The organism is Acidovorax sp. SDU_ACID1, from assembly GCF_045291395.1.
In the GTDB taxonomy this organism is placed as follows: Bacteria; Pseudomonadota; Gammaproteobacteria; order Burkholderiales; family Burkholderiaceae_C; genus MR-S7.
Window position 1 is genome coordinate 741,722 of the sequence record NZ_CP152342.1, and the last position, 23,753, is coordinate 765,474.

Consider the following 23,753-nt stretch of genomic DNA (forward strand, 5'->3'; position numbering starts at 1 on the left):
GGGGAATCAGGCATGGGTCTGCAACACACCGCGGCTCGCTCGCGCCAGCGGGGACTGTCTTTCATCGGCCTCGTCTTCATCGGCGTGCTCGCCGTGGCCGCGTTCGCCATCGGCGGGCAGTCCGTGCCCATCTTCCTGGAATACGTGGCCATCAAGAAGGCCGCCGCCAAGGCCGCGCGCGAGGGCTCCACGGTGCCCGAGATCCGCGCCTCGTTCGACCGCGCCGCCGCCATCGACGACATCAGCTCCATCGGGGGCAAGGACCTGGAAGTGACCAAGCGCAACGACAAGGTCATCGTGTCGTTCAGCTACGCGCGCGAGATCCCGCTGGCCGGGCCGGCGTACCTGGTGTACCGCTTCCAACACTCGACCGACTGATTAGTGCCGCCCGCCAGCCACGCCGCCCTGCAGGAGCGCCTGCAGCACCGCTTCTCCGATCCTTCGCTGCTGCAGCGGGCCGTCACGCACCGCAGCTTTTCCGCGGACCACAACGAGCGCCTGGAATTCCTGGGCGACTCGGTGCTCAACCTGGCCGTCTCCAGCCTGCTGTTCCGCCAGCTGCGCACGCTGCCGGAGGGCGAGCTCTCCCGCGTGCGCGCCCACCTCGTCAAGCAGGATTCCCTGCACGGCATCGCGCTCAGGCTCCAGCTGTCCGAGGTGCTGCGCCTGGGCGAGGGCGAGTCCAAGTCGGGCGGCAAGCTGCGCCCCTCGATCCTGGCCGATGCGCTGGAGGCCATCATCGGCGCCGTCTACCTCGACGCGGGCTATGAACGCGCCGAGGCGCTGGTCCACCGCCTGTTCGAGGGCGTGGAGCTGAGCCCCCGCCTGCAGGAGGCCGCCAAGGACGCCAAGACCGCGTTGCAGGAGTGGCTGCAGGGCCGCAAAATGAAACTGCCCCAGTACCGCGTGGCCGAGACGACCGGTGCCGCGCACAACCAGGTCTTCCACGTGGAGTGCGAGATCGCCGAGCTGCGGCAATTGCAGCGCGGCAGCGGTGCATCGCGCCGTGCGGCCGAGCAGGCCGCCGCCGCCGCCATGCTGGCCCAACTGAAAGCGAAACAGGCATGAATGCTACTGAAAACGGAGCTGCTGGCGCAGAAGGGACAAGCGCTGAAGGCCAAAACGACCTCGAATCCATGTTGGCCGCCGCACGGCCTGCTGCCGGCGCGCCCGTGGAAGGGCAGCGCTGCGGCCTGATCGCCATCGTCGGCAAGCCCAACGTGGGCAAGTCCACGCTGATGAACGCGCTCGTCGGGCAGAAGATCAGCATCACCTCGCGCAAGGCGCAGACCACGCGCCACCGCATCACCGGCATCCGCACGCGCGGGGCCACGCAGTTCGTGTTCGTCGACACGCCGGGCTTCCAGACGCGGCACAGCACGGCCTTGAACAAGTCGCTCAACAAGACCGTGATGGGCGCGATCGGCGACGTGGATCTGATCCTGTTCGTGGTCGAGGCGGGCAGCTTCACGCTGGCCGATGCCAAGGTGCTGAGCCTGTTCAAGCCCGGCATCCCCACGCTGCTCATCGCCAACAAGCTCGACACCGTGCACCGCCGCGCCGAGATCGCGCCGTGGCTGCGCGACATGCAGCAGCGCCACCCGTTCGCCGAGTTCGTGCCCATGTCGGCCAAGAACAAGGGCGACATCGAGCGTCTGTACGGCATCTGCGAAAAGTACCTGCCCGAGCAGGCCTGGTGGTACGCCGAGGACGAGCTGACCGACCGCAGCGAGAAATTCCTGGCGAGCGAGACGGTGCGCGAGAAGCTCTTCCGCTTCACCGGCGACGAGCTGCCCTACACCTCCACCGTGGTCATCGACAAGTTCGACGAGGAAAAGAGCAAGCAGTACAAGCGCTTCCTCCGCATCGCCGCAACCATCGTCGTCGAGCGCGACGGCCACAAGGCGATGGTGATCGGCGAGAAGGGCGAGCGCTTGAAACGCATCAGCACCGAGGCGCGGCAGGAGCTGGAAAAGCTCATGGACGCCAAGGTGTTCCTCGAAGTCTGGGTCAAGGTGCGCTCCGGTTGGGCCGACGACGAGGCGCGCGTGCGCTCCTTCGGCTATGAATAAAATCAGCCGCTAGCGCTTATCCGACAAGCGCAAGCAGCTATTGAAACAATAGCGACCCATGGCCACGCGCCGCATCCACGACGAGCCTGCCTACATCCTGCACAGCTATGACTGGAGCGAGTCGAGCCTGATCCTCGAAGCCTTCACGCGCCACCACGGGCGCGTGGCGCTGGTCGCCAAGGGCGCGAAGAAGCCCACCTCCAACTTCCGTCCCGTGCTGCTGCCGCTGCAGCCGCTGCGCGTGGCCTACGGCGTGGCGGGCGAGGGGCATGGCGAGATCCACGCGCTCAAGGGCGCCGAATGGGTGGGCGGGCACGTGATGCCCACGGGCGACGCGCTGCTCTCGGGCCTGTACCTCAACGAACTGCTGCTGCGCCTGCTGGCGCGCGAGGACACGCACGCCGCCCTGTTCGACGTGTACGCGGGCGTGGTGCGCGTGCTTGCCAGCGAACACGGCGACGCGCTGGAGCCCGTGCTGCGCGCCTTTGAGCTGCTGCTGCTGCGCGAAGTGGGCTTGCTGCCCGCGCTCGACCTGGAGACCGCCACGCTCGGCGCGCTGGCCGCGCAGGCACGCTACACCCTCGTGGCCGAAGGCGGCCTGCGCGCCGCCACCGATGCCGACCGCGCCAGCCTCAGCGGCGCGCAATGGGGCGCGCTGCAGCAAGCGCAGGAGGCTGGCACCGCCTACACCGCGCTGCTGCGCGCCGTGGCCCCTGTGGCGGCCGAACTCAAGCCCCAGTTGCGCGCGCTGCTGCAATACCATTGCGGCCACCCGCTGCTGCGCACGCGCCAGCTCATGATGGATCTGCAATCGCTATGACGACCCACACCACCGCACTCTCGGTCAACGTCAACAAGGTCGCGCTGGTGCGCAACACGCGCCACCTCGGCATCCCCTCGGTCGCGCGCGCCGCGCGCCTGTGCCTGGAGGCGGGCGCGCAGGGCATCACCGTCCACCCACGCCCCGACGGCCGCCACATCCGCGCCGACGACGTGCACGAGCTCGCCGCGCTGCTCAAGGCCTGGCCGGGCCGTGAATTCAACATCGAGGGCAATCCCACGCAGAACCTGATGGACTTCATCCGCGAGGTGCGTCCTCAGCAGGCAACCTTCGTGCCCGACAGCGAGGACCAGTTCACCAGCGACCACGGCTGGAGCTTTCCGCAGGATGCCGAGCGCCTGGCGCCCCTGGCCGCCGAATGCAGGCGCCTGGGCGTGCGCGTGAGCCTGTTCATGGATGCCGTGCCCGAGCAGATGGCCGCCGCCCGTGCGGCGGGGGCCGACCGCGTGGAGCTCTACACCGAGCCCTACGCCGCCGCCTGGGGCACGCCCGGCCAGGAGGCGCAATTGCGGCAATACGCCGCCGCGGCGCAGGCCGCGCTGGATGCGGGTCTGGGCGTGAACGCGGGCCATGACCTGAACCGCGAGAACCTGGCGGCATTCGTCGCGCGCGTGCCGGGGCTGCTCGAAGTCTCCATTGGCCACGCCTTCGTCGCCGATGCGCTGGAGCTGGGCTACGCCGCCACGGTGCGCGCTTACCAGCAGTGCATCGACCGGGGCATGGCGCAGCGCACATGATCTACGGCATCGGCACCGACGTGTGCGACGTGCGCCGCATCCGCGAAAGCCTCGGGCGCCACGGCGACCGCTTCGCCGAGAAGGTGCTGGCCGAGGGCGAACTCGCCACCTGGCGCGCGCGCGGTGCCCGCTGGCCCGAACGCGGCGTGCGCTACCTCGCCACGCGCTTCTCCGCGAAGGAATCGTTCAGCAAGGCCATCGGCCTGGGTATGCGCATGCCGATGACGTGGCGCGCCTGCGAGATCGTCAACCTGCCGAGCGGCCAGCCGTCCATCGTGCTGCACGGCGCGCTCAAGGACTGGTTCGACGCACGCGGCCTGCGCTGCCATGTGACCGTGACCGACGAGACGAACTACGCGGCGAGCTTTTGCGTGGTGGAGAAAGTTTGAAGCCAAATCGGCCTCCAGCGCTCGATGGAAAAACGCAATATGCTATCAATAAGTGAGTAAGCAGCCTATGACAGAACACGCCCCCTCATCATCGACGTGGCTGGAACCCAGCTCACCGACGCCGACCGCCGCCGCCTCGCGCACCCGCTCGTGGGCGGCATGATCCTGTTCGCGCGCAACTGGGAAAACCGCGCGCAGCTGCTGGAGCTCACCGCCGCCATCAAGGCTGTGCGCGATGACCTGCTGATCTGCGTGGACCACGAAGGCGGCCGCGTGCAGCGCTTCAAGACCGACGGCTTCACCCACCTCCCGCCCATGCGCGCCCTGGGCGAGCTGTGGATGCAGGACGCCCTGCGCGCCATGGACGCGGCCACGGCGGCGGGCTACGTGCTGGGCAGCGAGCTGCGCTCCTGCGGCGTCGATTTCTCCTTCACGCCCGTGCTCGATTTGGACTGGGGTGAGAGCGGCGTGATCGGCGACCGCGCCTTCCACCGGGACCCGCGCGTGGTCGCCATGCTGGCGCGCGCGCTCATGCAGGGGCTGCTGCAGGCGGGCATGGCGAACTGCGGCAAGCACTTTCCCGGCCACGGCAACGTCCGGGCCGATTCGCACACCGAGGTGCCCGTGGACAAGCGCGGCCTCAAGGCCATCCTGCAGGAGGACGCGGCGCCGTACCCGTGGCTCTCCACCGTGCTCACCAGCGTCATGCCCGCGCACGTCATCTACCCCAAGGTGGACAAGCGCCCGGCGGGCTTCTCGGCCAAATGGCTGCAGGACATCCTGCGCGGCCGCCTGCGCTTCGACGGCGCCATCTTCAGCGACGACCTGAGCATGGAAGGCGCGCGCCGCATCGACGGCCAGGTGGTCAGCTACACCGACGCGGCCGTGGAAGCCCTCAACGCCGGCTGCAACCTCGTGCTGCTGTGCAACCAGAGCCTGGGCGAGGGCAGGGCGGTCGATGAACTGCTGGACGGCCTGAGCGAAGCGCAAGGCAAGCGCCGCTGGCAGCCCAGCCAGAACAGCGAGGCCCGCCGCCTCGCCCTGCTGCCCGAGACGCTGCCCCAGCCCTGGGACGACCTCATGGTGCAGCCCGCGTACATGCACGCGCTCGACCTGCTGCCTTGAGGAGAACCACGATGCGCATCGGCGTGCTCACGGGAGGCGGCGACTGCCCCGGCCTCAACGCGGTGATCCGCGCGGTCGCCAAGTCGCTGATCCACCACGGGCATTGCGAGGTGGTGGGCATCCTTGACGGTTTCGAGGGCCTGATGGGCGATGCGCCGCGCACGCGGCCGCTGGGGTGGGGTGACGTGTCGGGCATCCTGCACATCGGCGGCACCATCCTCGGCACGAGCAACAGCGCCAACCCCTTGAAGGACGACGCCACGCTGGCCCAGGTGGGCCGCAACGTGCGCGCGCTGGGGCTGGATGGCGTGGTGGCCATTGGCGGCGACGGCACCATGTCCATCGCGCACGGCCTGCGTGCCGTGGGCCTGAACGCAGTGGGCGTGCCCAAGACCATCGACAACGACATCGCCCACTGCGAGCGCAGCTTCGGCTTCGACACGGCGGTGGCTACCGCCACCGACGCGCTGCGCCGCATCGAGAGCACGGCCTACAGCCACCACCGCGTGATGATCGTCGAGACCATGGGCCGCCACGCGGGCTGGCTGGCGCTGGAGAGCGGCATCGCCAGCGCCGCCGACGTGATCCTGCTGCCCGAGATCGACTACGGCCTGGAGGCCGTCATCGCCCGCTGCCGCGCGCGCGAGCAGCGCCAGCGCTACACCATCGTCTGCATCGGCGAGGGCGCCAAGGAGCGCGGCGGCAGCCTCACCGTGCGTGAGCGCGTGGAATACAGCCCCGACCCGGTGCGCCTGGGCGGCGTCGGCCACGTGCTGCGCGAGCGCCTGCAGCCGCACCTCAAGAGCGAGGTGCGCGCCACCGTGCTCGGCCACGTGCAGCGCGGCGGCGACCCCACGCCGTTCGACCGCGTGCTGGCCACGCGCTTCGGCCACCATGCGGCGCGCCTCGTGATCGAGGGCCGCTTCGGCCGCATGGTCACGCTGCAGGGCGGGCGCATTGGCAGCGTGGCGATCGCCGACGTGGCGAACACCCAGCGCACGGTTCCGCCGGACCATGAGCTGCTCGCCATGGCGCGCGACATCGGGGTGTGCCTGGGGGAATAGGAGGGTTTGCGTTCAGCGCGACCCTGTGCGCAGTTTTTCAAGCTCGGCCTTTTCCTTGGCCAGCTTGGCTTCGCGGTCGGCGATTTTGCCCGCCTTGCCTTGCTCCCGCGCTTTGTCGAGGTCGCGCTGGCGTTCGGCGATCTTCTTTTCCTGGCGGGCAATGCGCGCTGCGTGCTCTTTCGCGAGCTCTGTATCGCTGCAATTTGCTTGCATCTCGCGCAGCGCTTTCTCCAGTCCGCGCACGCGGTTGGTCTGGCCCTTGGCCTTGGCGTGGTCGATGTCGCGTGAAATGTCCGCGCGCTTGCTCTCGCAGGTGGCATGCACGGGCTGTGCCAGCGCGGCATGGGACAACAGCGCGGACACTGCGGCGGTGATGAGGCAGGAGGAAGCACGCATACAGTTCCATTGCGAATGGGTTGGGGAGGCCATGATTATGAAAAAAGCGGCCAGAGGCCGCTTTCTTACCGCAGGCGCGGTTCTTCAGCCTCCCAGATACGCCTTGCGCACGTCGGCATTGGCCAGCAGGCTCGCCCCCGTGTCTTCCAGCACCACGTGCCCGTTCTCCAGCACGTAGCCGCGGTCGGCGATCTGCAGCGCGCGGTTGGCGTTCTGCTCCACGAGGAACACGGTCACGCCCTCGGCGCGGATGGCCTGGATGATCTCGAAGATCTGGGCAATGATCAGCGGCGCCAGGCCCAGCGTGGGCTCGTCGAGCAGCAGCAGGCGGGGCTTGCTCATCAGCGCGCGGCCGATGGCCAGCATCTGCTGCTCGCCGCCCGACATGGTGCCGGCGCGTTGGCTGGCGCGGTCGCGCAGGCGGGGGAACAGCTTGAACACGTGCTCCATGCCCGCGTCGATGGCGGCGTTGTCCTGGAAGAAGCCGCCCATCTGCAGGTTCTCGACCACGGTCAGGTTCGAGAAGATGCGGCGCCCCTCCGGGGAGACGGCGATGCCCTTGCGCATGATCAGGTGCGTGGACTGCTGGGTGATGTCCTCGCCCTCGAAGTGCACGCTGCCGCCGCTGGCGCGCGGCGTGCCGCAGATGGTCATGAGCAGCGAGGTCTTGCCCGCGCCGTTGGAGCCGATAAGCGAGACGATTTCGCCCTGGTTCACATGCAGGCTCACGTGGTCCACCGCTTGAATAGCGCCGTAGTGGGTGCACAGATCCTGCACCTGCAGCATGGGTGTGGTGTGCATCAGGCCTGTCATTACGCTTCCCCCAGGTAGGCCTTGATGACCCGTTCGTCGTTGCGGATGGCTTCGGGCACGCCCATGGCGATGGGCTTGCCGTATTCCATGACCAGGATGCGCTCGGACACACCCATCACCAGCCCCATGTCGTGCTCGATGAGAAGCACGGCCACGCCATAGTCGCGGCGCAGCTGGTCGATGAGCTGCTGCAGGTCCTTCTTCTCCTGCGGGTTCAGGCCGGCCGCGGGCTCGTCGAGCATGAGCAGGCGCGGCTGCGTGATCATGCAGCGCGCGATTTCCAGGCGCCGCTGGTGGCCGTAGGCGAGGTTGCCGGCCTCGCGGTTGGCGAACGGGCGCAGGCCCATCACGTCGAGCCAGCGCATGGCGTTGTCGATCTTGTCGGCTTCGCTCCTGCGGTAGCGCGCGGTGTTGAACAGGCCTGCGAGCAGCGGTGCCTTCGCCTGGCGGTGCTGGGCCACCAGCAGGTTCTCCAGTGTCGTCATGCCCTTGAACAGGCGCACGTTCTGGAAGGTGCGCACCACGCCGTGGTTGGCGACCTGGTGGCTGCTCTGGCCCGCGATGCTTTGGCCGGCCAGCGCGATCTGGCCGCTGCTGGGCTGGTAGAAGCCGCTGATGCAGTTGAACACCGTGGTCTTGCCCGCGCCGTTGGGGCCGATGATGGCGAAGATCTCCTGCGGCTGCACGTCGAAGCCGACGTGGTCGACGGCCAGCAGGCCGCCGAAGCGCATGCACAGGTCCTTCACCTGGAGCAGGGGAGCGGCGCTCATGCGGGCACCTCCACATGGTGGCGCTTCATGGGCAGCAGGCCCTGCGGGCGCCAGACCATCATCAGGATCATGACCAGGCCGAAGATCAGCATGCGGTATTCGGAGAATTCGCGCGCCAGCTCGGGCAGCACGGTGAGGATGATGGCGGCGATGATCACGCCCAGCTGCGAGCCCATGCCGCCGAGCACGACGATGGCCAGGATCAGCGCCGATTCGATGAAGGTGAACGACTCGGGATTGACGATGCCCTGGCGCGCCGCGAAGAACGCGCCGCCGAAGCCCGCGAACATGGCGCCCAGCGTGAAGGCCGAGAGCTTGATCTTCATGGGGTTGAGGCCCAGCGAACGGCAGGCGATCTCGTCCTCGCGCAGAGCCTCCCAGGCGCGGCCGATGGGCATGCGGATCAGGCGGTTGCTGATGAACAGCGTGACCACGGCGAGCAGCAGTGCCATCAGGTACAGGAAGATCACCATGTGCATGGAGTTGAATTCCAGCCCGAAGAACTGGTGGAAGGTGGTGCCGCCTTCGGTCACCGGCGAGCGCGTCATCGGCAGGCCGAGCACGCTGGGCTTGGGGATGCTGGAGATGCCGTCCGGCCCGCCCGTCCAGTCGGTCAGGTTGACCAGCAGCAGGCGGATGATTTCGCCGAAGCCCAGCGTCACGATGGCCAGGTAGTCGCCGCGCAGGCGCAGCACCGGAAAGCCGAGCACGAAGCCGAACAGCGCCGCGGCGGCACCCGCCAGCGGCAGGGCCTCCCAGAACGTCCAGCCGGCCCAGTGGAACAGCAGCGCGTAGGTGTAGGCGCCCACGGCGTAGAAGCCCACGAAGCCCAGGTCCAGGAGCCCGGCGAAGCCCACCACCACGTTCAGGCCCAGGCCGAGCATCACGTAGATCATGGCCAGCGTGGCGATGTCCACCGCATTGCGGCCCGCGAAGAAGGGCCAGGTGGCGGCGAGCATCAGCGCCGCGAAGATGAGCGCCTTGCGGTGGCTGGGCGCCACCTGCGGCAGGCGGGGCAGCGCGATGCGGGGCAGCCTGGGCGCGAGCAGCGGGCGCAGCAGCTGCACCACGAACACGGCCAGGCACCCCCAGAGCAGCGTGCGCCATTCGGGCACGATGATGGTGCGCACGCCCGCGCGCTCCAGGTGCAGCGTGAAGATGGGCAGTACCACCACGGCCGCGAGCAGCGTGGCGATGAGGGCGTTCTTGAGGGCGTGGGGAAAGCGGTTGGCCTGGCGCATCACACCTTCTCCACTTCGGGCTTGCCGAGCAGGCCGGTGGGCCGCAGCAGCAGGATCAGCACCAGCAGCCCGAAGGCCACGATGTCCTTGTATTCCGACGAGATGTAGGCGGCCGCGAAGGTCTCGGCCACGCCCAGGATCACGCCGCCGAGCATGGCGCCGGGGATGGACCCGATGCCGCCCAGCACGGCGGCGGTGAACGCCTTGATGCCCGCCAGGAAGCCGATGAACGGGTTGAGCTTGCCCACGGCCAGCGCGATCAGCACGCCGCCCACGGCGGCCAGCATGGCGCCGAGGATGAAGGTGAACGAGACCACGCGGTTGGTGTCGATGCCCAGCAGGTTGGCCATGTGCATGTCCTGCGCGCAGGCACGCGAGGCGCGGCCCATGCGCGAATGCTTGATGTAGAGCGTGAGCGCGATCATCAGCAGCACCGTCACCACGATGATGAGCACGCGCGAGTAGGGCACGAACACCTCGAAGCCGCCGCCTTCGCCGCCGAAGCGCATGGCGCCGGGAATCAGCGAGGGCACGGCCATGTCGCGCGCGCCCTGGCCCAGGGCCACCCAGTTCTGCAGGAAGATGGACATGCCGATGGCCGAGATCAGCGCCACCAGGCGCGGGCTACCGCGCAGCGGCTTGTAGGCCACCTGCTCCACCACGAAGCCGTAGACGCCCGTCACGGCCACGGCCACGGCCAGCATGAGCGCGATGACGAGCCAGACGGGCAGGCCGCTCTGCACGCCGACGGCCGAGAGCGTGACCAGGCCCACGTAGGCGCCGATCATGTAGATGTCGCCATGGGCGAAGTTGATCATCCCGATGATGCCGTAGACCATGGTGTAGCCGATGGCGATCAGGGCGTAGATGGCGCCCAGGGACAGACCGTTGAACAACTGCTGTATCAGTTGGGGCAAGAGATCAGACATGGTGTGCCGTCTCCTCCAGATAAAGGGTTTCCAGATAGCGCAAGGGGGCGCAGCCTTCAGCTCGCGCCCCCATGGCCGAAACGGTGGTCTTACTTGGCCGCGGCGGTCTTGCTGCCGTCCTTGTGCCACTGGAACACCTGGAAGTCGTAGGACTTCAGGTCACCCTTGGCGTCCCAGGCCAGCGTGCCCAGCGGCGTGTCGAAGGAAGCGGTGTGCAGGTGCTTGGCCACCTTGTCCGCGTTGTCGCCCACGGCCTTGATGCTCTCGGCGATCACCTTCACGGCGGTGTACGAGGCCATCTGGAACGAGCCGGACGGGTCGCGCTTCTTGTCCTTGAACGCCTTGACCACGGCAGCGTTCTTGGGGTTGGAGGCGAAGTCGGCCGGCAGCGTCACCAGCATGCCTTCGACGGAGGCGCCGCCGATGGCGTTGATCTCGGGGTTGCCCACGCCCTCGGGGCCCATCATGCGTACCTTCAGGCCCTGCTCGCTGGCCTGGCGCAGCAGCAGGCCCATCTCGGGGTGGTAGCCGCCGTAGTAGACGAAGTCCACGCCTGCGCTCTTGAGCTTGGTGATGACGGCGGAGTAGTCGCTGTCGCCGGCATTGATGCCCTCGAACAGCGCCACGTTCACGTTGGATGCCTTGAGCGTGTCGCGCACGGCAGCGGCGATGCCCTGGCCGTAGGACTGCTTGTCGTGCAGCACGGCGACCTTCTTGGGCTTGACCTTCTCCGCGATGAACTTGGCGGCGAACGGCCCCTGCTGGTCGTCGCGGCCGATGGTGCGGAAGATGTAGGTGTAGTTCTTGCCTTCGGTCAGCGCGGGCGAGGTGGCCGAGGGCGTGATCACGACCACGCCTTCGTTGTTGTAGATGGGCGCGGCGGCGATGGAGGCGCCGGAGCACACGGGGCCCACCACGTAGCCGATCTTGGCATTGACCACGCGGTTGGCGGCCACGGGGCCCTGCTTGGGTTCGCAGGCGTCGTCGATCGCCACGATCTCGATCTTCTTGCCGCCGATGCCGCCGGCGCCGTTGATCTCCTCGACGGCGGTCTCCACGCCTTCCTTGACCATGTCGCCGTATTGCGTCAGCGGACCGGTGGTGGGGATCACCATGGCGATCTTGACCTGCGCGTGCGCGGCGGACAGCAGCGTGGCGCCAGCCAGGCTCAGCGCGGCGACGAGGGTGGGCATGCGGAACGGAATGTTCATGAAAAGTCTCTTCAGCGTTGGTTGAGGGGTTCTGAAAAACAATGCAGGCCGCGAAGGGCCTGCTGTTGAACCGCCGGGATGAACGAAGTGCGTAATGTTACCAACAGAGCCGGCGCGGGCGGCGGGCGGGAGAGGTGTGCGCTTGAGGGGGCGCAAGATTTGAGGAAAAAACGGCTGCAGCGCTTTCCAGTAAAGCGCTGGCAGCTATTGTTTTGAGAGCGGTGTACGGATCAGGGAAAGTTCGCCGCCTTGGGCGCCGGAGCGGCCGCAGACTCGGGGGCGGCGGGGTGCAGCTTGGATTCGGGCACGGGCGTGCCCGCGCGCCAGCGGCGCACCACGCGCTGGAAGATCAGCGCGTTGGGGATCTGCAGCAGGGTGCCGGGCTCGGGCGAGGTGGCGTCTTCCAGCGTGGTGTAGAGCAGGTTGATGTCCATCACGCGGCCCAGGGCGCCGGGCTTCTCGGCGGTGTCCAGCAGCTCGATGTGGTCGCCCACGCGGAACGGCCCCACGGTGAAGATCAGGAAGGCGCAGAACAGGTTGGAGAGCACGCTCCACGCGGCGAAGAAGGCCACGGCGCCCACGGTGGCGAAGCCGGTGAACGCGGTCCACAGCACGGCGGCGGACACGCCCAGGCGCTCGAGCACCAGCAGCCCGGCGCTGCCGATGATGAGCCAGCGCACCATGCCGCGCACGGGCGTGAGCAACTCGTGCGGGAACTGGTAGTGGTCGCTGGCGCGCATCACGATGCGCAGGATCAGCCGCTGCAGCAGCAGCGCCGCGGCCAGGATGAGCAGGATCTGCAAGCCCGGCACGATGATGTCGAGCCAGTCGTGCATCCAGGGCGGCAGGTGGATTTTCAGGCGCGTCAGCATGGCGGGTCAGGGCGCGGAAGGCGCGGGGCGGCGGCGGTTCACAGGTTGCGCTGCTCGATGGTGTCCATCTGCATCTCGAAGCTGAAGAAGCGGTTGCGGCCCTGGGCCTTGGCCGCGTAGAGCGCCTGGTCGGCGCGCATGACCATGGTCTCCGCGCTGGTGCTGTCGTCGGGCACGCAGGTGGTGATGCCGCCGGAGATGGTCAGCACGCTGCCTTCGGGCGACCCGGGGTGCGGGATGGCGCGCGACTGCAGCACCTTGCCCAGCGCGCGCGCGAAGGTCATGGCGCCCGAGCGCGGCGTGCCCGGCAGGATCAGGGCGAACTCCTCGCCGCCGTAGCGCGAGGCCACGTCGCGCGGGCGCACGCAGACTTCGCGCAGCACGCGGCTGACTTCCTTGAGGCAGGTGTCTCCCTGCACATGGCCCAGGGAGTCGTTGTAGCGCTTGAAATGGTCCAGGTCGCACAGCATCAGCGTCAGGGGCGTGCCGTCGCGCCGGGCCGCGAGGATCTCGCTGTGCAGGATGCGGTCGAAGCCGCGGCGGTTGACCAGCCCGGTGAGCGCGTCCACCTCCACCATCTCGTTGAGCCGCTGGTTGGCCAGGTGCAGTTCCTCGGTCAGCTCGACGAGGCGGCGGCGCATGTCGCGCAGCCGGCGCATGGCGCGCAGCTTGGCGGCCAGCACGATGGGCTTGACGGGCTTGACCAGGTAGTCGTCGCCGCCCGCCTCGATGCCGCGCCACACGTCCAGGTCGCCGTCCAGTCCGGACAGGAAGATGATGGGCGTCCACCCGCCGGGCTCGGCTTCGCGCATGCGCTGCGCCACCCAGTAGCCGTCGTTGCCGCCGGGCAGGCGGATGTCCAGCAGCACCAGGTCGGGCCGGCGCAGCTTGAAGAGCTGCAGCGCCGCGTCGGCGGAGGTCGCCTCCAGCACTTCGCTGGCGCCCACCTGGCGCAGTTCGTCGGCCAGCAGGGCGCGAATGGAGGCCTGGTCTTCCACGACCAGCACGCAGAACGGCTCGTGCAGGCGCGCGGGGAAGGCGTCGGGGGTGCCGGTCGCCGGGCTCATGTCGGGTCAGTGTTCCCGGCGCAGGGCAGGGAACAGGATCACGTCGCGGATGCTGGGGCTGTCGGTCAGCAGCATCATCAGCCGGTCGATGCCGATGCCGCAGCCGCCGGTGGGGGGCAGGCCGTATTCCAGCGCGCGCACGAAGTCGTGGTCGAAGTACATGGCCTCGTCGTCGCCGCTGTCCTTGGCCGCCACCTGGGCGTTGAAGCGCGCTGCCTGGTCCTCGGCGTCGTTCAGCTCGGAGAAGCCGTTGCCGAACTCGCGGCCGGTGATGTAGAGCTCGAAGCGCTCGGTCACCTCGGGGCGCACGTCGTTGGCGCGCGCCAGGGGGCTGATCTCGGTCGGGTGCTCCATGATGAAGGTGGGCTGCCAGAGCTTGTCCTCCACCTCTTCCTCGAAGTACAGCACCTGCAGGCTGGCCAGCGTGCGCGTGGACAGGCGGTCCTTCTCCTCGGTCATGCCCAGCTTCTTCAAGGCGCTGATGAGCCACGCCGCGTCGTCCACGTGCGCACCGGCCTCGGTGTACTGGAAGATCGCCTCGCGGATGGTCAGGCGCTGGAAGGGCTGGGCCAGGTCCACCGCGCGGCCGCCGTAGCTCAGCTCCAGCGTGCCGGCCGCCTTCATGGCAGCGTCACGCACGAGCTGTTCGGTGAAATTCATAAGGTCGCGGTAGTTCCAGTAGGCCGCGTAGAACTCCATCATCGTGAACTCGGGGTTGTGGCGCACCGAGATGCCTTCGTTGCGGAAGTTGCGGTTGATCTCGAACACGCGCTCGAAGCCGCCCACCACCAGGCGCTTCAAGTACAGCTCGGGCGCGATGCGCAGGTACATCTCCTGCTCCAGCGCGTTGTGGTGGGTGACGAAGGGCTTGGCGTTGGCGCCGCCGGGGATGGGGTGGAGCATGGGCGTTTCCACCTCCAGGAAGCCGTGCTCCACCATGAACGCGCGGATGCCGCTCACGGCCTTGCTGCGCGCCACGAAACGGCGGCGCGCGGCCTCGTCGGTCATCAGGTCGACGTAGCGCTGGCGGTACTTCACCTCCTGGTCGGCCACCCCGTGGAACTTGTCGGGCATGGGGCGCAGGCTCTTGGTGAGCAGGCGCAGGCGTGTGACCTTGACCGACAGCTCGCCCGTCTTGGTCTTCATCAGCGTGCCCTCGGCGCCGACGATGTCGCCCAGGTCCCACTTCTTGAAGTCGGCATACACCTCCTCGCCCAGCGCGTCGCGCGTCACGTAGAGCTGGATGCGCCCGCCCGTGCTGCCCAGCGAGCCGTCCTGCAGCGTGGCGAAGCTGGCCTTGCCCATCACGCGCTTGAGCATCATGCGGCCGGCCACGCTGACCGCCACGGCCTGCGCCTCCAGCGGCTCGGCGTCCAGCGCGCCGTACTGCTGTTGCAGGGCGGCCGCGTGGTGCGCGGGCTTGAAGTCGTTGGGGAAGGCCACGCCCTGGCCCTGGGCCTGGCGCTCGCGCAGGGTCTGGAGCTTCTCGCGGCGTTCGGCGATGAGCTGGTTCTCGTCCTGGTGGGGGGCTGCTGCGGCGCTGGTCTGTTCGGAAGACATAAGGAATGTGCGGGGTGGAGAGCGTGGACAATCAGCGGCGGGCTGGTCACGCTTTTGTGAATAACCGGCAATTTTACCCAGCGGGCCCCTTTTTCCATCGCACCATGAAGATCACCATCGCAGGCGCAGGCTACGTCGGGCTGGTTTCCGCCGCCTGCTTCGCCGAGCTGGGCAACCACGTCGTCTGCGTGGACTGCGACGAGGGCCGCGTCGCACGGCTGCGGCAGGCCGACCTGCCGCTGTACGAACCGGGCCTGCGCGAGCTGGTCGCTAAGAACCTGGAGGCCGGCCGCCTGGCCTTCACCACCGACCTGCCGCGCGGCGTGCGCCATGGCGAGCTGCTGTTCATCGCCGTGGGCACGCCCGCGCAGGCCGACGGTGCGGCCGACGTGGGCCAGGTGCTGGAGGTGGCGCGGGCCGTGGGCGAGCACCTCACGCGCTTCCAGGTGATAGCGGACAAATCCACCGTGCCCGTGGGCACGGCCGGGCGCGTGCGCGAAACCATCGCGCGCGAACTGGCGCGGCGCGTGCGCGCGGGGCAGTTGCGCAAGGCGCCGGAGTTCGCCGTCGTCTCCAACCCCGAATTTCTCAAGGAAGGCGCGGCCGTGGACGATTTCATGCGCCCCGACCGCGTGGTGCTCGGCGTGCCCCAAAACGCTGCCGGCCGCCGCGCCGAGGCGCTGCTGCGCCGCGCCTATGCTCCCTTCAACCGCAACCGCGAGCGCATCGTGGCCATGGACGTGCAGAGCGCCGAACTGACCAAATACGCCGCCAACGCGCTGCTTGCCACCAAGATCAGCTTCATGAACGACATGGCCGCGCTGGCCGAGTCGCTGGGCGCCGACATCGAGCAGGTGCGCCGGGGCATCGGCTCGGACCGGCGCATCGGCTACGACTTCATCTACGCGGGCCTGGGCTACGGCGGCTCGTGCTTCCCCAAGGACGTGGACGCCCTGTGCCACGCCGCGCGCGCCGCGGGCCAGCGCATGCGCGTGGTGGAGGCCGTGCGCGCCGTCAACGCCGCGCAGCCCGACCGCTTCATGGACAAGGTGCTGCGCCACTTCGGCGGATCGCTGCAGGGGCGTGTGATCGCCCTGTGGGGCCTGACGTTCAAGCCCGGCACCGACGACGTGCGCGAGGCGCCCAGCCGCCGCATCGTGCGCCGGCTGGCGGCGGCGGGCGCGCAGGTGCGGGCGCACGACCCGCTGGTGCAGTCCCTGCAGCAGCTCCTGCCTGGCGAGCGCCCGGGCCGGCTGGCGCGGCAGGTGGTGTTCTGCGCCGATCCCCTGGAGGCCGCGCGCGGCGCCGACGCGCTGCTCATCGCCACCGAATGGAAGGTCTACCGCAGCCCCGACCTGGCGGCGCTGCGCAAGGCGCTACGCGCGCCCGTGGTGTTCGACGGGCGCAACCTGTTCGACCCCGCCGAGATGCGGCGCGCAGGCTTCTCCTACCAGGGCGTGGGGCGGGGCGGATGAGCCTGTCGGGCGTTCCGAACGTGCGTGGGGCCGTGGGCTGGACGCTCGCCCAGCACGGCGCGTTCTTCGCCTCAGCCTGGCTCGTGTCGTGGTGGGCCGGGGCGGGGCGCTTCGGCGAATGGAGCCAGGCGCTGGCCTTGGCCACCGTGCTCGCTGCGCTCATCACGCTGCGCATGGAATACGCCGGCCAGCTCGACGCGCGCGCGCCGCGAGCCGCATCGCTGTTCGCGGCGGCGCGGCGGCTGGCGCTCGGACTGGGCCTGGGCGTGGCGGCGCTGGGTATTGGTGCGGCGCTGGCCGGCGCCGTGCCGTGGTGGGTGGGCGCGGGCGCGCTGGCGGTGGCGCCTCTCGCGCTCGTGCAGGTGCGCGCCGCCGCGCATGCGCGCGAGGGCCGCGTGGCTGCGGCGGCGGTGGTGCGCGCGCTGCCCGCGATCTGCATGGTGCCACTGCAGGCCGTCGCCTGCGCGTTCCAGGAGACGGATGCCATCGCCTGGAGCCTGCCCGTGGCCGCATGGGTCAGCCTGTGCGTGATGCCTGCTCCACGGCACGGAGCGCCCCGCCTGCGCCGCCTGCTGCGCGCGCGCTGGCCCTTTTTGCGCACGGAGTGGCTGGGGCTGGCGCTCAACACCGCCGCCAACCACGGGCAGGTGCTGGCCGTGGGCCTGGTCGCGGGCGATGCCGCCGCCGGGGTGATCGCGCTCGGCATGCGCGTGGCGATGCTGCCGACCAGCCTCGTCGGGCTGGCCTGGGCCGATGGGCTGCGCGCGCAGGTCGTTGCCGGCGGCGCGCGCGACCAGGCGCAGGCGGTAGTCACGGCGGCGCTGCGGCGCATGGCGGGCGTTTCCCTCCCCATGCACCTCGCGGGCGCGCTGGCCGCGTGGTGGCTGCTGCCGTGGCTGTTCCCCGCGCAGGGGCGCGAACTGGCGGCGGTCGTGCTGCTCCTGCTGCCCCTGGGCGCCGTGCGCATGGTGGCCAGCCCCGTGGCCTTCCTGCCCGCGTGGCGCGGCTGGCTGGGGTGGAGTTTGCTGGGGCAGTGCCTGCTGTTCACCGCCGCTTTCGGCGCGGCGCTGGCGGGCGCGCGCTGGGGCGCCGAAGGCGTGGCGACGGCCTATGCGGCAGCGGCGATATGTGTCTACATGGGTTACATCGTGTGCGCCCTGCGCGCCGTTCGGGCCGATACTTAGCAGGTGATGGTTTTTCAAGATTGATAGCTGCTTGCGCTTGATAGGTAAGCGATAGAGACCGATTTGGTATGTATTCCTGGAAGCACGCGACATGGGCAGGCAAGGCAAGGTAGGCGCGGCGCGCGAAGCGGGGCTGGCGCGCGACCACTACACGGGCGACGCGAACTTCACGCCCGAGCACCTGCATTCCCTCTCGTTCCAGATCCTGCAGCTGCGCTCGTTCCGGCCGCGCCGCGTGCTGGAGGTGGGCATCGGCAACGGCTTCGTCTCCACCTTCCTGCGGCAGTCGGGCATCGAGGTGGTGACGGCGGACATCAACCCCGCGCTCGGGGCCGACATCTGCGCGCCGCTGGCCGAACTGCCCGAGCGCCTGTGCGGCGAGCGGTTCGACGTGGTGTCGTGCTGCGAGGTGCTGGAGCACATGCCGTTCGATCAATTCGGCGCCAACCTCGACGTGCTGCGCGGCCTGGCGCCCAATGCCTTCATCTCGCTGCCGGGCCATTTCCCCTGGCTGGGCTTCGCGGGGCGCTTCGGCATCCACAACCGCTTCGTGAACGTGTGCCTGGGCCTGCGCATCCCGTGCCGCAGGCGGCTGACCGATGGGCACTACTGGGAGATCGGCTCGCACTGGCCCACGCGCCGCTCGGCCCTCGTCGCCCACATGCGCGAGCGCTTCGCGCGCGTGGACAGCGGCGTGTTCCCCATGCACCGCTACCACTACTTCTTCCGCTGCGAGGGCGGGGCATGAGCCTGCTGTCCGTGATCGCGCCTTGCCGCAACGAGCGCGCCCACATCCTCGCGTTCTGCGAGAGCGTGGCGCGGCAGGCGCTGCCGCCCGGCTGGCGCATGGAGGTGCTGGTGGCCGACGGCGAGAGCGACGACGGCACGCGCGAGCTGCTGGACGAATGGTGCGCGCGCAACACGCAAAACGTGCGCTTCCAGCGCGTGGACAACCCCGGCCGCATCGTCTCCACCGGCCTCAACCGCTGCATCGCGCAGGCGCGGGGCGAGGTCATCGCGCGGCTGGATATCCACAGCGAATACGCCCCCGACTACCTCGCGCAGTGCATCGCGGCCTTGCAGGCGAGCGGCGCCGACAACGTGGGCGGCCCCTGGCGCGCCGAGGGACGCACGCCCATGCAGCGCGCCGTGGCCGCGGCTTTCCAGTCGCGCTGGGTGGCGGGCGGCGCGCGCTCGCGCGACCTGGGGTTCGAGGGCGAGGTGGACACCGTCTATCTCGGCTGCTGGCCGCGCGCCACGTTCGAACGCTTCGGATGCTTCGACGAACATTTGGTGCGCAACCAGGACGACGAACACAACCTGCGCATCCGCCGCGCGGGCGGGCGCATCTGGCAGAGCCAGCGCATCCGTAGCACCTATTTCCCGCGCGCGCGGCTGGCGCAGGTGCTGCGCCAGTACGCGCAGTACGGCTACTGGAAGCCCTTCGTCATCGCCAAGCACGGCCAGGCCGCCGCGCTGCGGCACCTGGTGCCGGCCGCGTTCGTGCTGGCGCTGGCCGCCGCCGCGGGCCTGGCTCTGGTATGGAGCGCCGCGCCGCTGGCCGCGCTGCTGCTGGCCTACGGGCTGCTGCTGGCACTGGCGATCGCGGGCATGCGCGGCGTGGGGCCGGGCATCGCCGCGCGCGCGGTGGCGGTCATCGCGGCCTACCACCTGGGCTACGGCTGGGGGTCGCTGCGCGGCTGGTGGGACTGGTGGCGCCACCGCGCGCCGCAGCCGCGCTGGGGGGCGCTCACGCGATGACGCAGGACGAATCCCGGCGCGTGCAGGAGCGCTACGCCCGGCGCGACGCGGCCGCGGATGCGCGGCGCTATGCGCTCACCGACCCCTACGCCCTGGCCGCCTGGCAGGAGCGCCAGCGCGCCATCGTGCGGTTGCTGGCCGGGCGTGATCTGGCGGCGCTGTCGGTGCTCGAAGTGGGCTGCGGCAGCGGCGGCAACCTGCAGGACCTGCTCCGCCTGGGTGTCGATCCTGCGCGGGTGCAGGGCATCGAGCTGCTGGAAACCCGCGCCTTTCATGCCCGCGCCGTACTGCCCGCCGCCTGCCGCATCCAGAGCACCGACGCGCTGCACGCCGACCTGCCCGATGCCAGCCAGGATCTGGTGCTGCTGTTCACTGTCTTCTCGTCCATCCTCTCGCCCGGCGCGCAGCAGGCCCTGGCCGCGCGCGTGTGGCGATGGCTGCGGCCCGGCGGCGCGGTGCTGTGGCACGATTTCACCGTGAACAATCCGCGCAACCCCGACGTGCGCGGCGTGCCCTGGCGCGCGTGCGCGAGCTGTTTCCCCAGGGCCGTGTGCAGGCGCGCCGCGTGACGCTGGCGCCGCCGCTGGGGCGGCTGCTCTGCCGCGTGCACCCCGGCCTCTATCCGTGGGCCAATGCGGTGCCGTGGCTGCGTACGCACCTGCTTTGCCTGATCGACAAGCCCCATGACTGACTTCCTGCCCTTCGCCCTGCCCGACATCGGCCCCGAGGAAGAGGCCGAGGTGCTGGACACGCTGCGCTCCGGCTGGCTCACCACGGGGCCGAAGGCGCGCCGGTTCGAGGCCGCCTTCGCCGAGTTCCTGGGCGATCCGGCGCTGGAGGCCATTGCCGTTAACTCCGCCACCGCCGGCCTGCACCTGGCGCTGGAGGCTCTGGGCATCGGCCCCGGCGACGAGGTCATCACCACCACCCACACCTTCACGGCCACGGCCGAGGTGATCCGCTACCTGGGCGCGCAACCCGTGCTGGTGGACGTGGAGCGGTCCACGCTGTGCATCGACCCCGCGCAGGTGGCCCAGCGCATCACGCCACGCACGCGCGCCATCATCGCCGTGCACTTCGGCGGGCGCAGCGCGGACATGGCGGCGCTGCTGGCGCTGGCGCGCCCGCACGGCATCCACGTGGTGGAGGATGCGGCCCACGCGCTGCCCGCCACGCACGGCGGGCAGCGCGTCGGCACGCTGGGCAGCAGCGCCACGGTCTTCAGCTTCTACGCCAACAAGACCATGACCACGGGCGAGGGCGGCATGCTGGTCACGCGCGACGCGCAGCTCGCCCGCCGTGCGCGCGTGATGCGGCTGCACGGCATCGACCGCGATGCGTTCGCGCGCTTCAACACCCCCGTGCCCGCGTGGCGCTACGACGTGGTGGCGCCCGGCTTCAAGTACAACCTGACCGACATCGCCGCCGCCATCGGCCTGGCGCAGCTGCCCAAGGTGCACCGCTTCCAGCAGCGCCGCGCCGCCATCGCCCGGCACTACGGCGAGGCGCTGGCCGGCCTGCCCCTCGCGCTGCCGCCCGGCCCCGCGCCGGGGGACGTGCATGCCTGGCACCTGTTCCCCATCGAGGTGCACCGCATGCCGCGCGACGCCTTCGTGCAGGCCATGTTCGACCAGGGCATCGGCATGAGCGTGCACTACATCCCGCTGCACCAGCAGACGTATTGGCGTGACTTCTGCGGCCTGCGGCCCGAAGACTTTCCCGTGAGCCAGTCCATTTACGAACGCACGGCCTCGCTGCCCATCTACAGCCGCATGGACGACGCGGCCGTGCAGCGCGTGGCGGCGGCCGTGCGCCGTGTGCTGGAGGGCGCATGAAGCGCTGCATGGACGTGCTGCTCTCCCTGCTGGGCCTGGCGCTGCTGTGGCCGCTGGGGCTGGCGGTGGCGCTGGCGATCCGGCTCGATTCGCCCGGCCCCGCGCTCTTCCGGCAGGAGCGCGTGGGGCTGCACGGGCGGCCTTTCCGCATCCACAAGTTCCGCACCATGCGCGTGGGTGGCGCGGGCCCGCAGGTCACCGCCGGGGGCGACGCGCGCATCACCCGCGTGGGCCGCGTGCTGCGCCGCTACAAGCTCGACGAGCTGCCGCAGCTCATCGACGTGCTGCAGGGCCGCATGAGCCTGGTCGGCCCCCGGCCCGAGGTGCCGCGCTACATGGCGCTCTACCCGCCCGAGGCGCGCCGCGCCATCCTGTCGGTGCGCCCGGGCATCACCGACCCGGCGAGCATCGCCTTCCGCAACGAAGAGGCCCTGCTGGCCGCCGCGCCCGATGCCGAGCGTGCCTACATCGACACCATCATGCCCCTCAAGCAGCGCTATTACCTGGACTACGTGGCGCACCGCAGCCTGGGCGCGGACCTGCGCATCCTGCTGCGCACCGCGGCCGTGCTGCTGAAAGGCGCCGCATGACGGCCCGCTGGAGCCGCGCCATGGCGCCCTTCGCGCTGGCCGACCTGGCGCTGGTGGCGCTGGCCTGGTGGGCCGCGTTCTGGCTGCGCTTCAACTTCGAGATGCCCGACGAATACCTGGACATGGCCCTGGCCACCATGCCCTGGGCCGTGGGCTGCATGGCGCTGGGGCTGGCCGTGGCGCGGGTGCACCGGCAGGCCTGGCGCTACGTGGGGCTGGCCGACCTGCGCCAGCTCGCCTGGGGCGCGCTGCTGGGCACACTGGCGGCCACGGCCGGCATCATGGTGATGCGCTATCCCGGCTTCGCACGCTCGGTGTTCCCGCTGTTCGGGGTGCTGGCGCTGGTGCTGCTGACCGGCGCGCGCGCGCTGTGGCGCACGCTGGCGGAGCGGCGCGCGGGCCCGCTCGCGCCGGGGCAGACGCCGCTGCTCATCGTGGGCACGCTGGAGGAGGCCGACCAGGCGCTGCGCGCCATCAAGGGCACGGCGCTGTGGCACGTGGCGGGTATCGTCTCGCCGAACGAGGAAGACGCGGGCCGCAGCCTGCACAACGTCAGCGTGGTGGGCGCCACCCCGGCGCTGGGCGTGGTGGCGCAGGCGCTGCAGGTGCGCTCGGTGCTGCTGGCCAGCCCGCCGGGCGCGGCGCTGCGGCGCGAGGTGCTGTTGCGCTGGTCGGGCTCGGGGCTGAACCTGCTGTCGATGCCCGTGGCCGACCACTGGCTGAGCGCCACGGCACCCGATTTGCGCAAGGTGGAGCTGGAAGACCTGCTGGGCCGCCCCCCGTGGTGCTGGACGCGGGCAACCTCGCCGAATGGCTGTCCGGCCAGACGGTGCTGGTGACCGGCGCGGGCGGCTCCATCGGCGCCGAGCTGTGCCGCCAGGTGGCGCGCTTCGGCGTGGCGCGCCTGGTGTGCGTGGACGTGTCCGAGGCCGCCATCTACCCGCTGGAGCAGGAGCTGCGCGCCGCCCACCCGCAGATGCAGGGCTTCTACTACACCGCCAACGTGCGCGAGCACGGCCGCGTGCTGGCCATCGCCCAGCGCCACCGTCCGGCCGTGGTCTTCCACGCCGCCGCCTACAAGCACGTGCCGCTGATGGAGGAGCTCAACGAGATCGAGGCGCTGCGCACCAACGCGCTGGGCACGCTGCACATGGCGCGCGTCGCCGGCGAGTGCGGCGCCGCCAAGTTCGTGCTCGTCTCCACCGACAAGGCGGTGAACCCCACCAACGTGATGGGCGCCAGCAAGCGCCTGGCCGAGCGCGTGGTGCAGCGCATCGCCAGCGAATACACAGGCACCGACTACGTGGCCGTGCGCTTCGGCAACGTGCTGGGCTCCAGCGGCTCGGTGGTGCCGCTCTTTACCGCGCAGATCGCGCGCGGCGGGCCGGTCACCGTCACGCACCCGGATATCGTGCGCTACTTCATGACCATCCCCGAGGCCGCACAGCTCGTCGTGCAGGCCGGGTGGATGGGCCGCTCGGGACAGATCTACGTGCTGGACATGGGCGACCCGGTGAAGATCGTGGAATTGGCGCGCCTGCTGATCCGCCTGTCGGGCAAGACCGAGGCGGAGGTGCCCATCGTCTTCACCGGCCTGCGCCCCGGCGAGAAGCTCTACGAGGAATGGCTGGCCGACGGCGAAACCACCCAGCCCACCCGCCACCCGCGCCTGCGCGTGGCGCGGCAGGGCGAGCCGGACGCGCTGGACCTGGACACCCTCCTGCGCTGGGTGGAGGGCCTGGGCCCCGCGCCGGCCTTCGCCGTGCTGCGCGAGGGATTGCGCGAGCGGGTGCCGGAATACCATCCGCTCCTGTATTGATA

General features: G+C 69.8%; 26 protein-coding genes and 1 pseudogene. 18 read left to right on the plus strand and 9 right to left on the minus strand.

Annotated elements, in window-relative coordinates:
- Window positions 1-12: 12 nt before the first annotated feature.
- The 8 genes and pseudogenes from AAG689_RS03550 to AAG689_RS03585 all read left to right on the plus strand — a co-directional run bounded on the left by AAG689_RS03550 (window position 13) and on the right by AAG689_RS03585 (window position 6,228).
- Window positions 13-378: a DUF4845 domain-containing protein gene (locus AAG689_RS03550; RefSeq protein ID WP_034690605.1), complete on the plus strand. Its 366-nt coding sequence runs from the start codon at window positions 13-15 to the stop codon at window positions 376-378.
- 3 nt (window positions 379-381) lie between these two features.
- Complete coding sequence (rnc, locus tag AAG689_RS03555; RefSeq protein WP_020228372.1) at window positions 382-1,068, plus strand: ribonuclease III; 687 nt, start codon at window positions 382-384, stop codon at window positions 1,066-1,068.
- On the plus strand, window positions 1,065-2,072 hold the full coding sequence (era, locus tag AAG689_RS03560) for a GTPase Era (RefSeq protein ID WP_406624785.1): 1,008 nt from the start codon (window positions 1,065-1,067) through the stop codon (window positions 2,070-2,072). Before rnc ends, era begins: the two co-directional genes overlap by 4 nt.
- Before the next feature lie 58 nt (window positions 2,073-2,130).
- Window positions 2,131-2,892 carry a DNA repair protein RecO gene (gene recO / locus AAG689_RS03565; protein ID WP_020228370.1) on the plus strand — a complete coding sequence of 254 codons (762 nt, stop codon included), beginning with the start codon at window positions 2,131-2,133 and terminating at the stop codon, window positions 2,890-2,892.
- Window positions 2,889-3,650 carry a pyridoxine 5'-phosphate synthase gene (locus AAG689_RS03570; RefSeq protein ID WP_406624786.1) on the plus strand — a complete coding sequence of 254 codons (762 nt, stop codon included), beginning with the start codon at window positions 2,889-2,891 and terminating at the stop codon, window positions 3,648-3,650. Before recO ends, AAG689_RS03570 begins: the two co-directional genes overlap by 4 nt.
- Window positions 3,647-4,039: a holo-ACP synthase gene (gene acpS, locus AAG689_RS03575; protein WP_406624787.1), complete on the plus strand. Its 393-nt coding sequence runs from the start codon at window positions 3,647-3,649 to the stop codon at window positions 4,037-4,039. The genes AAG689_RS03570 and acpS overlap by 4 nt, the downstream gene beginning before the upstream one ends.
- Before the next feature lie 67 nt (window positions 4,040-4,106).
- A pseudogene (gene nagZ, locus AAG689_RS03580) lies at window positions 4,107-5,164 on the plus strand (beta-N-acetylhexosaminidase).
- 11 nt (window positions 5,165-5,175) lie between these two features.
- Window positions 5,176-6,228 carry a 6-phosphofructokinase gene (locus AAG689_RS03585; RefSeq protein ID WP_406624788.1) on the plus strand — a complete coding sequence of 351 codons (1,053 nt, stop codon included), beginning with the start codon at window positions 5,176-5,178 and terminating at the stop codon, window positions 6,226-6,228.
- A 12-nt stretch (window positions 6,229-6,240) separates the two neighbouring features.
- On the opposite strand, the gene AAG689_RS03590 is transcribed toward AAG689_RS03585, so the two are convergent.
- From AAG689_RS03590 to lysS, 9 genes are all read right to left on the minus strand, one after another.
- Window positions 6,241-6,657, minus strand: coding sequence for a DUF1090 domain-containing protein (locus tag AAG689_RS03590; protein WP_406624789.1), 417 nt, complete (start codon window positions 6,655-6,657; stop codon window positions 6,241-6,243).
- A gap of 51 nt (window positions 6,658-6,708) precedes the next feature.
- Complete coding sequence (locus tag AAG689_RS03595) at window positions 6,709-7,425, minus strand: ABC transporter ATP-binding protein (RefSeq protein ID WP_406624790.1); 717 nt, start codon at window positions 7,423-7,425, stop codon at window positions 6,709-6,711.
- 11 nt (window positions 7,426-7,436) lie between these two features.
- Window positions 7,437-8,207 carry a high-affinity branched-chain amino acid ABC transporter ATP-binding protein LivG gene (livG, locus tag AAG689_RS03600; protein ID WP_406624791.1) on the minus strand — a complete coding sequence of 257 codons (771 nt, stop codon included), beginning with the start codon at window positions 8,205-8,207 and terminating at the stop codon, window positions 7,437-7,439.
- Complete coding sequence (locus tag AAG689_RS03605) at window positions 8,204-9,448, minus strand: high-affinity branched-chain amino acid ABC transporter permease LivM (RefSeq protein WP_406624792.1); 1,245 nt, start codon at window positions 9,446-9,448, stop codon at window positions 8,204-8,206. Before AAG689_RS03605 ends, livG begins: the two co-directional genes overlap by 4 nt.
- Entirely contained in the window at window positions 9,448-10,377 is a 930-nt protein-coding gene (gene livH, locus AAG689_RS03610) for a high-affinity branched-chain amino acid ABC transporter permease LivH (protein WP_406624793.1), read from the minus strand. The genes AAG689_RS03605 and livH overlap by 1 nt, the downstream gene beginning before the upstream one ends.
- A gap of 89 nt (window positions 10,378-10,466) precedes the next feature.
- Complete coding sequence (locus tag AAG689_RS03615; protein ID WP_034691272.1) at window positions 10,467-11,588, minus strand: high-affinity branched-chain amino acid ABC transporter substrate-binding protein; 1,122 nt, start codon at window positions 11,586-11,588, stop codon at window positions 10,467-10,469.
- 230 nt (window positions 11,589-11,818) lie between these two features.
- A complete protein-coding gene (locus tag AAG689_RS03620) occupies window positions 11,819-12,460 on the minus strand; it encodes a mechanosensitive ion channel domain-containing protein (RefSeq protein ID WP_406624794.1) in 642 nt (213 codons plus the stop codon).
- Window positions 12,461-12,498: 38 nt separating this feature from the next.
- Window positions 12,499-13,527: a diguanylate cyclase domain-containing protein gene (locus AAG689_RS03625; protein WP_406624795.1), complete on the minus strand. Its 1,029-nt coding sequence runs from the start codon at window positions 13,525-13,527 to the stop codon at window positions 12,499-12,501.
- Window positions 13,528-13,533: 6 nt separating this feature from the next.
- On the minus strand, window positions 13,534-15,087 hold the full coding sequence (gene lysS, locus AAG689_RS03630; RefSeq protein ID WP_406624796.1) for a lysine--tRNA ligase: 1,554 nt from the start codon (window positions 15,085-15,087) through the stop codon (window positions 13,534-13,536).
- Window positions 15,088-15,191: 104 nt separating this feature from the next.
- On the opposite strand from lysS, the gene AAG689_RS03635 reads away from it, so the two are divergent.
- The 10 genes from AAG689_RS03635 to AAG689_RS03680 all read left to right on the plus strand — a co-directional run bounded on the left by AAG689_RS03635 (window position 15,192) and on the right by AAG689_RS03680 (window position 23,751).
- Complete coding sequence (locus AAG689_RS03635; RefSeq protein ID WP_406624797.1) at window positions 15,192-16,562, plus strand: UDP-glucose dehydrogenase family protein; 1,371 nt, start codon at window positions 15,192-15,194, stop codon at window positions 16,560-16,562.
- Window positions 16,559-17,746, plus strand: a complete 1,188-nt coding sequence (locus tag AAG689_RS03640) for a hypothetical protein (protein ID WP_406624798.1) — start codon at window positions 16,559-16,561, stop codon at window positions 17,744-17,746. The genes AAG689_RS03635 and AAG689_RS03640 overlap by 4 nt, the downstream gene beginning before the upstream one ends.
- 91 nt (window positions 17,747-17,837) lie before the next feature.
- Window positions 17,838-18,494, plus strand: coding sequence for a class I SAM-dependent methyltransferase (locus AAG689_RS03645; RefSeq protein WP_406624799.1), 657 nt, complete (start codon window positions 17,838-17,840; stop codon window positions 18,492-18,494).
- Window positions 18,491-19,507, plus strand: a complete 1,017-nt coding sequence (locus AAG689_RS03650; RefSeq protein WP_406624800.1) for a glycosyltransferase family 2 protein — start codon at window positions 18,491-18,493, stop codon at window positions 19,505-19,507. Before AAG689_RS03645 ends, AAG689_RS03650 begins: the two co-directional genes overlap by 4 nt.
- Window positions 19,504-20,076: a class I SAM-dependent methyltransferase gene (locus AAG689_RS03655; RefSeq protein WP_406624801.1), complete on the plus strand. Its 573-nt coding sequence runs from the start codon at window positions 19,504-19,506 to the stop codon at window positions 20,074-20,076. The genes AAG689_RS03650 and AAG689_RS03655 overlap by 4 nt, the downstream gene beginning before the upstream one ends.
- Window positions 20,073-20,198 (plus strand): hypothetical protein, encoded by a 126-nt coding sequence (locus tag AAG689_RS03660; protein WP_406624802.1) that lies wholly within the window; start codon window positions 20,073-20,075, stop codon window positions 20,196-20,198. The genes AAG689_RS03655 and AAG689_RS03660 overlap by 4 nt, the downstream gene beginning before the upstream one ends.
- Window positions 20,191-21,342, plus strand: coding sequence for a DegT/DnrJ/EryC1/StrS family aminotransferase (locus tag AAG689_RS03665; protein ID WP_406624803.1), 1,152 nt, complete (start codon window positions 20,191-20,193; stop codon window positions 21,340-21,342). Before AAG689_RS03660 ends, AAG689_RS03665 begins: the two co-directional genes overlap by 8 nt.
- Window positions 21,339-21,932, plus strand: a complete 594-nt coding sequence (locus tag AAG689_RS03670; RefSeq protein ID WP_406624804.1) for a sugar transferase — start codon at window positions 21,339-21,341, stop codon at window positions 21,930-21,932. Before AAG689_RS03665 ends, AAG689_RS03670 begins: the two co-directional genes overlap by 4 nt.
- Window positions 21,929-22,771 (plus strand): nucleoside-diphosphate sugar epimerase/dehydratase, encoded by an 843-nt coding sequence (locus tag AAG689_RS03675; RefSeq protein ID WP_406624805.1) that lies wholly within the window; start codon window positions 21,929-21,931, stop codon window positions 22,769-22,771. The genes AAG689_RS03670 and AAG689_RS03675 overlap by 4 nt, the downstream gene beginning before the upstream one ends.
- Window positions 22,714-23,751, plus strand: a complete 1,038-nt coding sequence (locus tag AAG689_RS03680) for a UDP-N-acetylglucosamine 4,6-dehydratase family protein (protein WP_406624806.1) — start codon at window positions 22,714-22,716, stop codon at window positions 23,749-23,751. The genes AAG689_RS03675 and AAG689_RS03680 overlap by 58 nt, the downstream gene beginning before the upstream one ends.
- Window positions 23,752-23,753 lie beyond the last annotated feature (2 nt).

Excerpts from the sequence above, each read along its gene's own strand:
- AAG689_RS03625 (WP_406624795.1), bottom strand. The coding sequence starts at position 13,527 with ATGAGCCCGGCGACCGGCACCCCCGACGCCTTCCCCGCGCGCCTGCAC.
- livG (WP_406624791.1), bottom strand. The coding sequence starts at position 8,207 with ATGAGCGCCGCTCCCCTGCTCCAGGTGAAGGACCTGTGCATGCGCTTC.
- AAG689_RS03635 (WP_406624797.1), top strand. The coding sequence starts at position 15,192 with ATGAAGATCACCATCGCAGGCGCAGGCTACGTCGGGCTGGTTTCCGCC.
- AAG689_RS03645 (WP_406624799.1), top strand. The coding sequence starts at position 17,838 with ATGGGCAGGCAAGGCAAGGTAGGCGCGGCGCGCGAAGCGGGGCTGGCG.
- AAG689_RS03590 (WP_406624789.1), bottom strand. The coding sequence starts at position 6,657 with ATGGCCTCCCCAACCCATTCGCAATGGAACTGTATGCGTGCTTCCTCC.
- AAG689_RS03655 (WP_406624801.1), top strand. The coding sequence starts at position 19,504 with ATGACGCAGGACGAATCCCGGCGCGTGCAGGAGCGCTACGCCCGGCGC.
- AAG689_RS03670 (WP_406624804.1), top strand. The coding sequence starts at position 21,339 with ATGAAGCGCTGCATGGACGTGCTGCTCTCCCTGCTGGGCCTGGCGCTG.
- AAG689_RS03650 (WP_406624800.1), top strand. The coding sequence starts at position 18,491 with ATGAGCCTGCTGTCCGTGATCGCGCCTTGCCGCAACGAGCGCGCCCAC.
- recO (WP_020228370.1), top strand. The coding sequence starts at position 2,131 with ATGGCCACGCGCCGCATCCACGACGAGCCTGCCTACATCCTGCACAGC.
- era (WP_406624785.1), top strand. The coding sequence starts at position 1,065 with ATGAATGCTACTGAAAACGGAGCTGCTGGCGCAGAAGGGACAAGCGCT.
- AAG689_RS03570 (WP_406624786.1), top strand. The coding sequence starts at position 2,889 with ATGACGACCCACACCACCGCACTCTCGGTCAACGTCAACAAGGTCGCG.
- AAG689_RS03620 (WP_406624794.1), bottom strand. The coding sequence starts at position 12,460 with ATGCTGACGCGCCTGAAAATCCACCTGCCGCCCTGGATGCACGACTGG.
- AAG689_RS03675 (WP_406624805.1), top strand. The coding sequence starts at position 21,929 with ATGACGGCCCGCTGGAGCCGCGCCATGGCGCCCTTCGCGCTGGCCGAC.
- livH (WP_406624793.1), bottom strand. The coding sequence starts at position 10,377 with ATGTCTGATCTCTTGCCCCAACTGATACAGCAGTTGTTCAACGGTCTG.
- AAG689_RS03605 (WP_406624792.1), bottom strand. The coding sequence starts at position 9,448 with ATGCGCCAGGCCAACCGCTTTCCCCACGCCCTCAAGAACGCCCTCATC.
- AAG689_RS03585 (WP_406624788.1), top strand. The coding sequence starts at position 5,176 with ATGCGCATCGGCGTGCTCACGGGAGGCGGCGACTGCCCCGGCCTCAAC.
- AAG689_RS03550 (WP_034690605.1), top strand. The coding sequence starts at position 13 with ATGGGTCTGCAACACACCGCGGCTCGCTCGCGCCAGCGGGGACTGTCT.
- AAG689_RS03615 (WP_034691272.1), bottom strand. The coding sequence starts at position 11,588 with ATGAACATTCCGTTCCGCATGCCCACCCTCGTCGCCGCGCTGAGCCTG.
- lysS (WP_406624796.1), bottom strand. The coding sequence starts at position 15,087 with ATGTCTTCCGAACAGACCAGCGCCGCAGCAGCCCCCCACCAGGACGAG.
- acpS (WP_406624787.1), top strand. The coding sequence starts at position 3,647 with ATGATCTACGGCATCGGCACCGACGTGTGCGACGTGCGCCGCATCCGC.
- AAG689_RS03665 (WP_406624803.1), top strand. The coding sequence starts at position 20,191 with ATGACTGACTTCCTGCCCTTCGCCCTGCCCGACATCGGCCCCGAGGAA.
- AAG689_RS03595 (WP_406624790.1), bottom strand. The coding sequence starts at position 7,425 with ATGCACACCACACCCATGCTGCAGGTGCAGGATCTGTGCACCCACTAC.
- AAG689_RS03640 (WP_406624798.1), top strand. The coding sequence starts at position 16,559 with ATGAGCCTGTCGGGCGTTCCGAACGTGCGTGGGGCCGTGGGCTGGACG.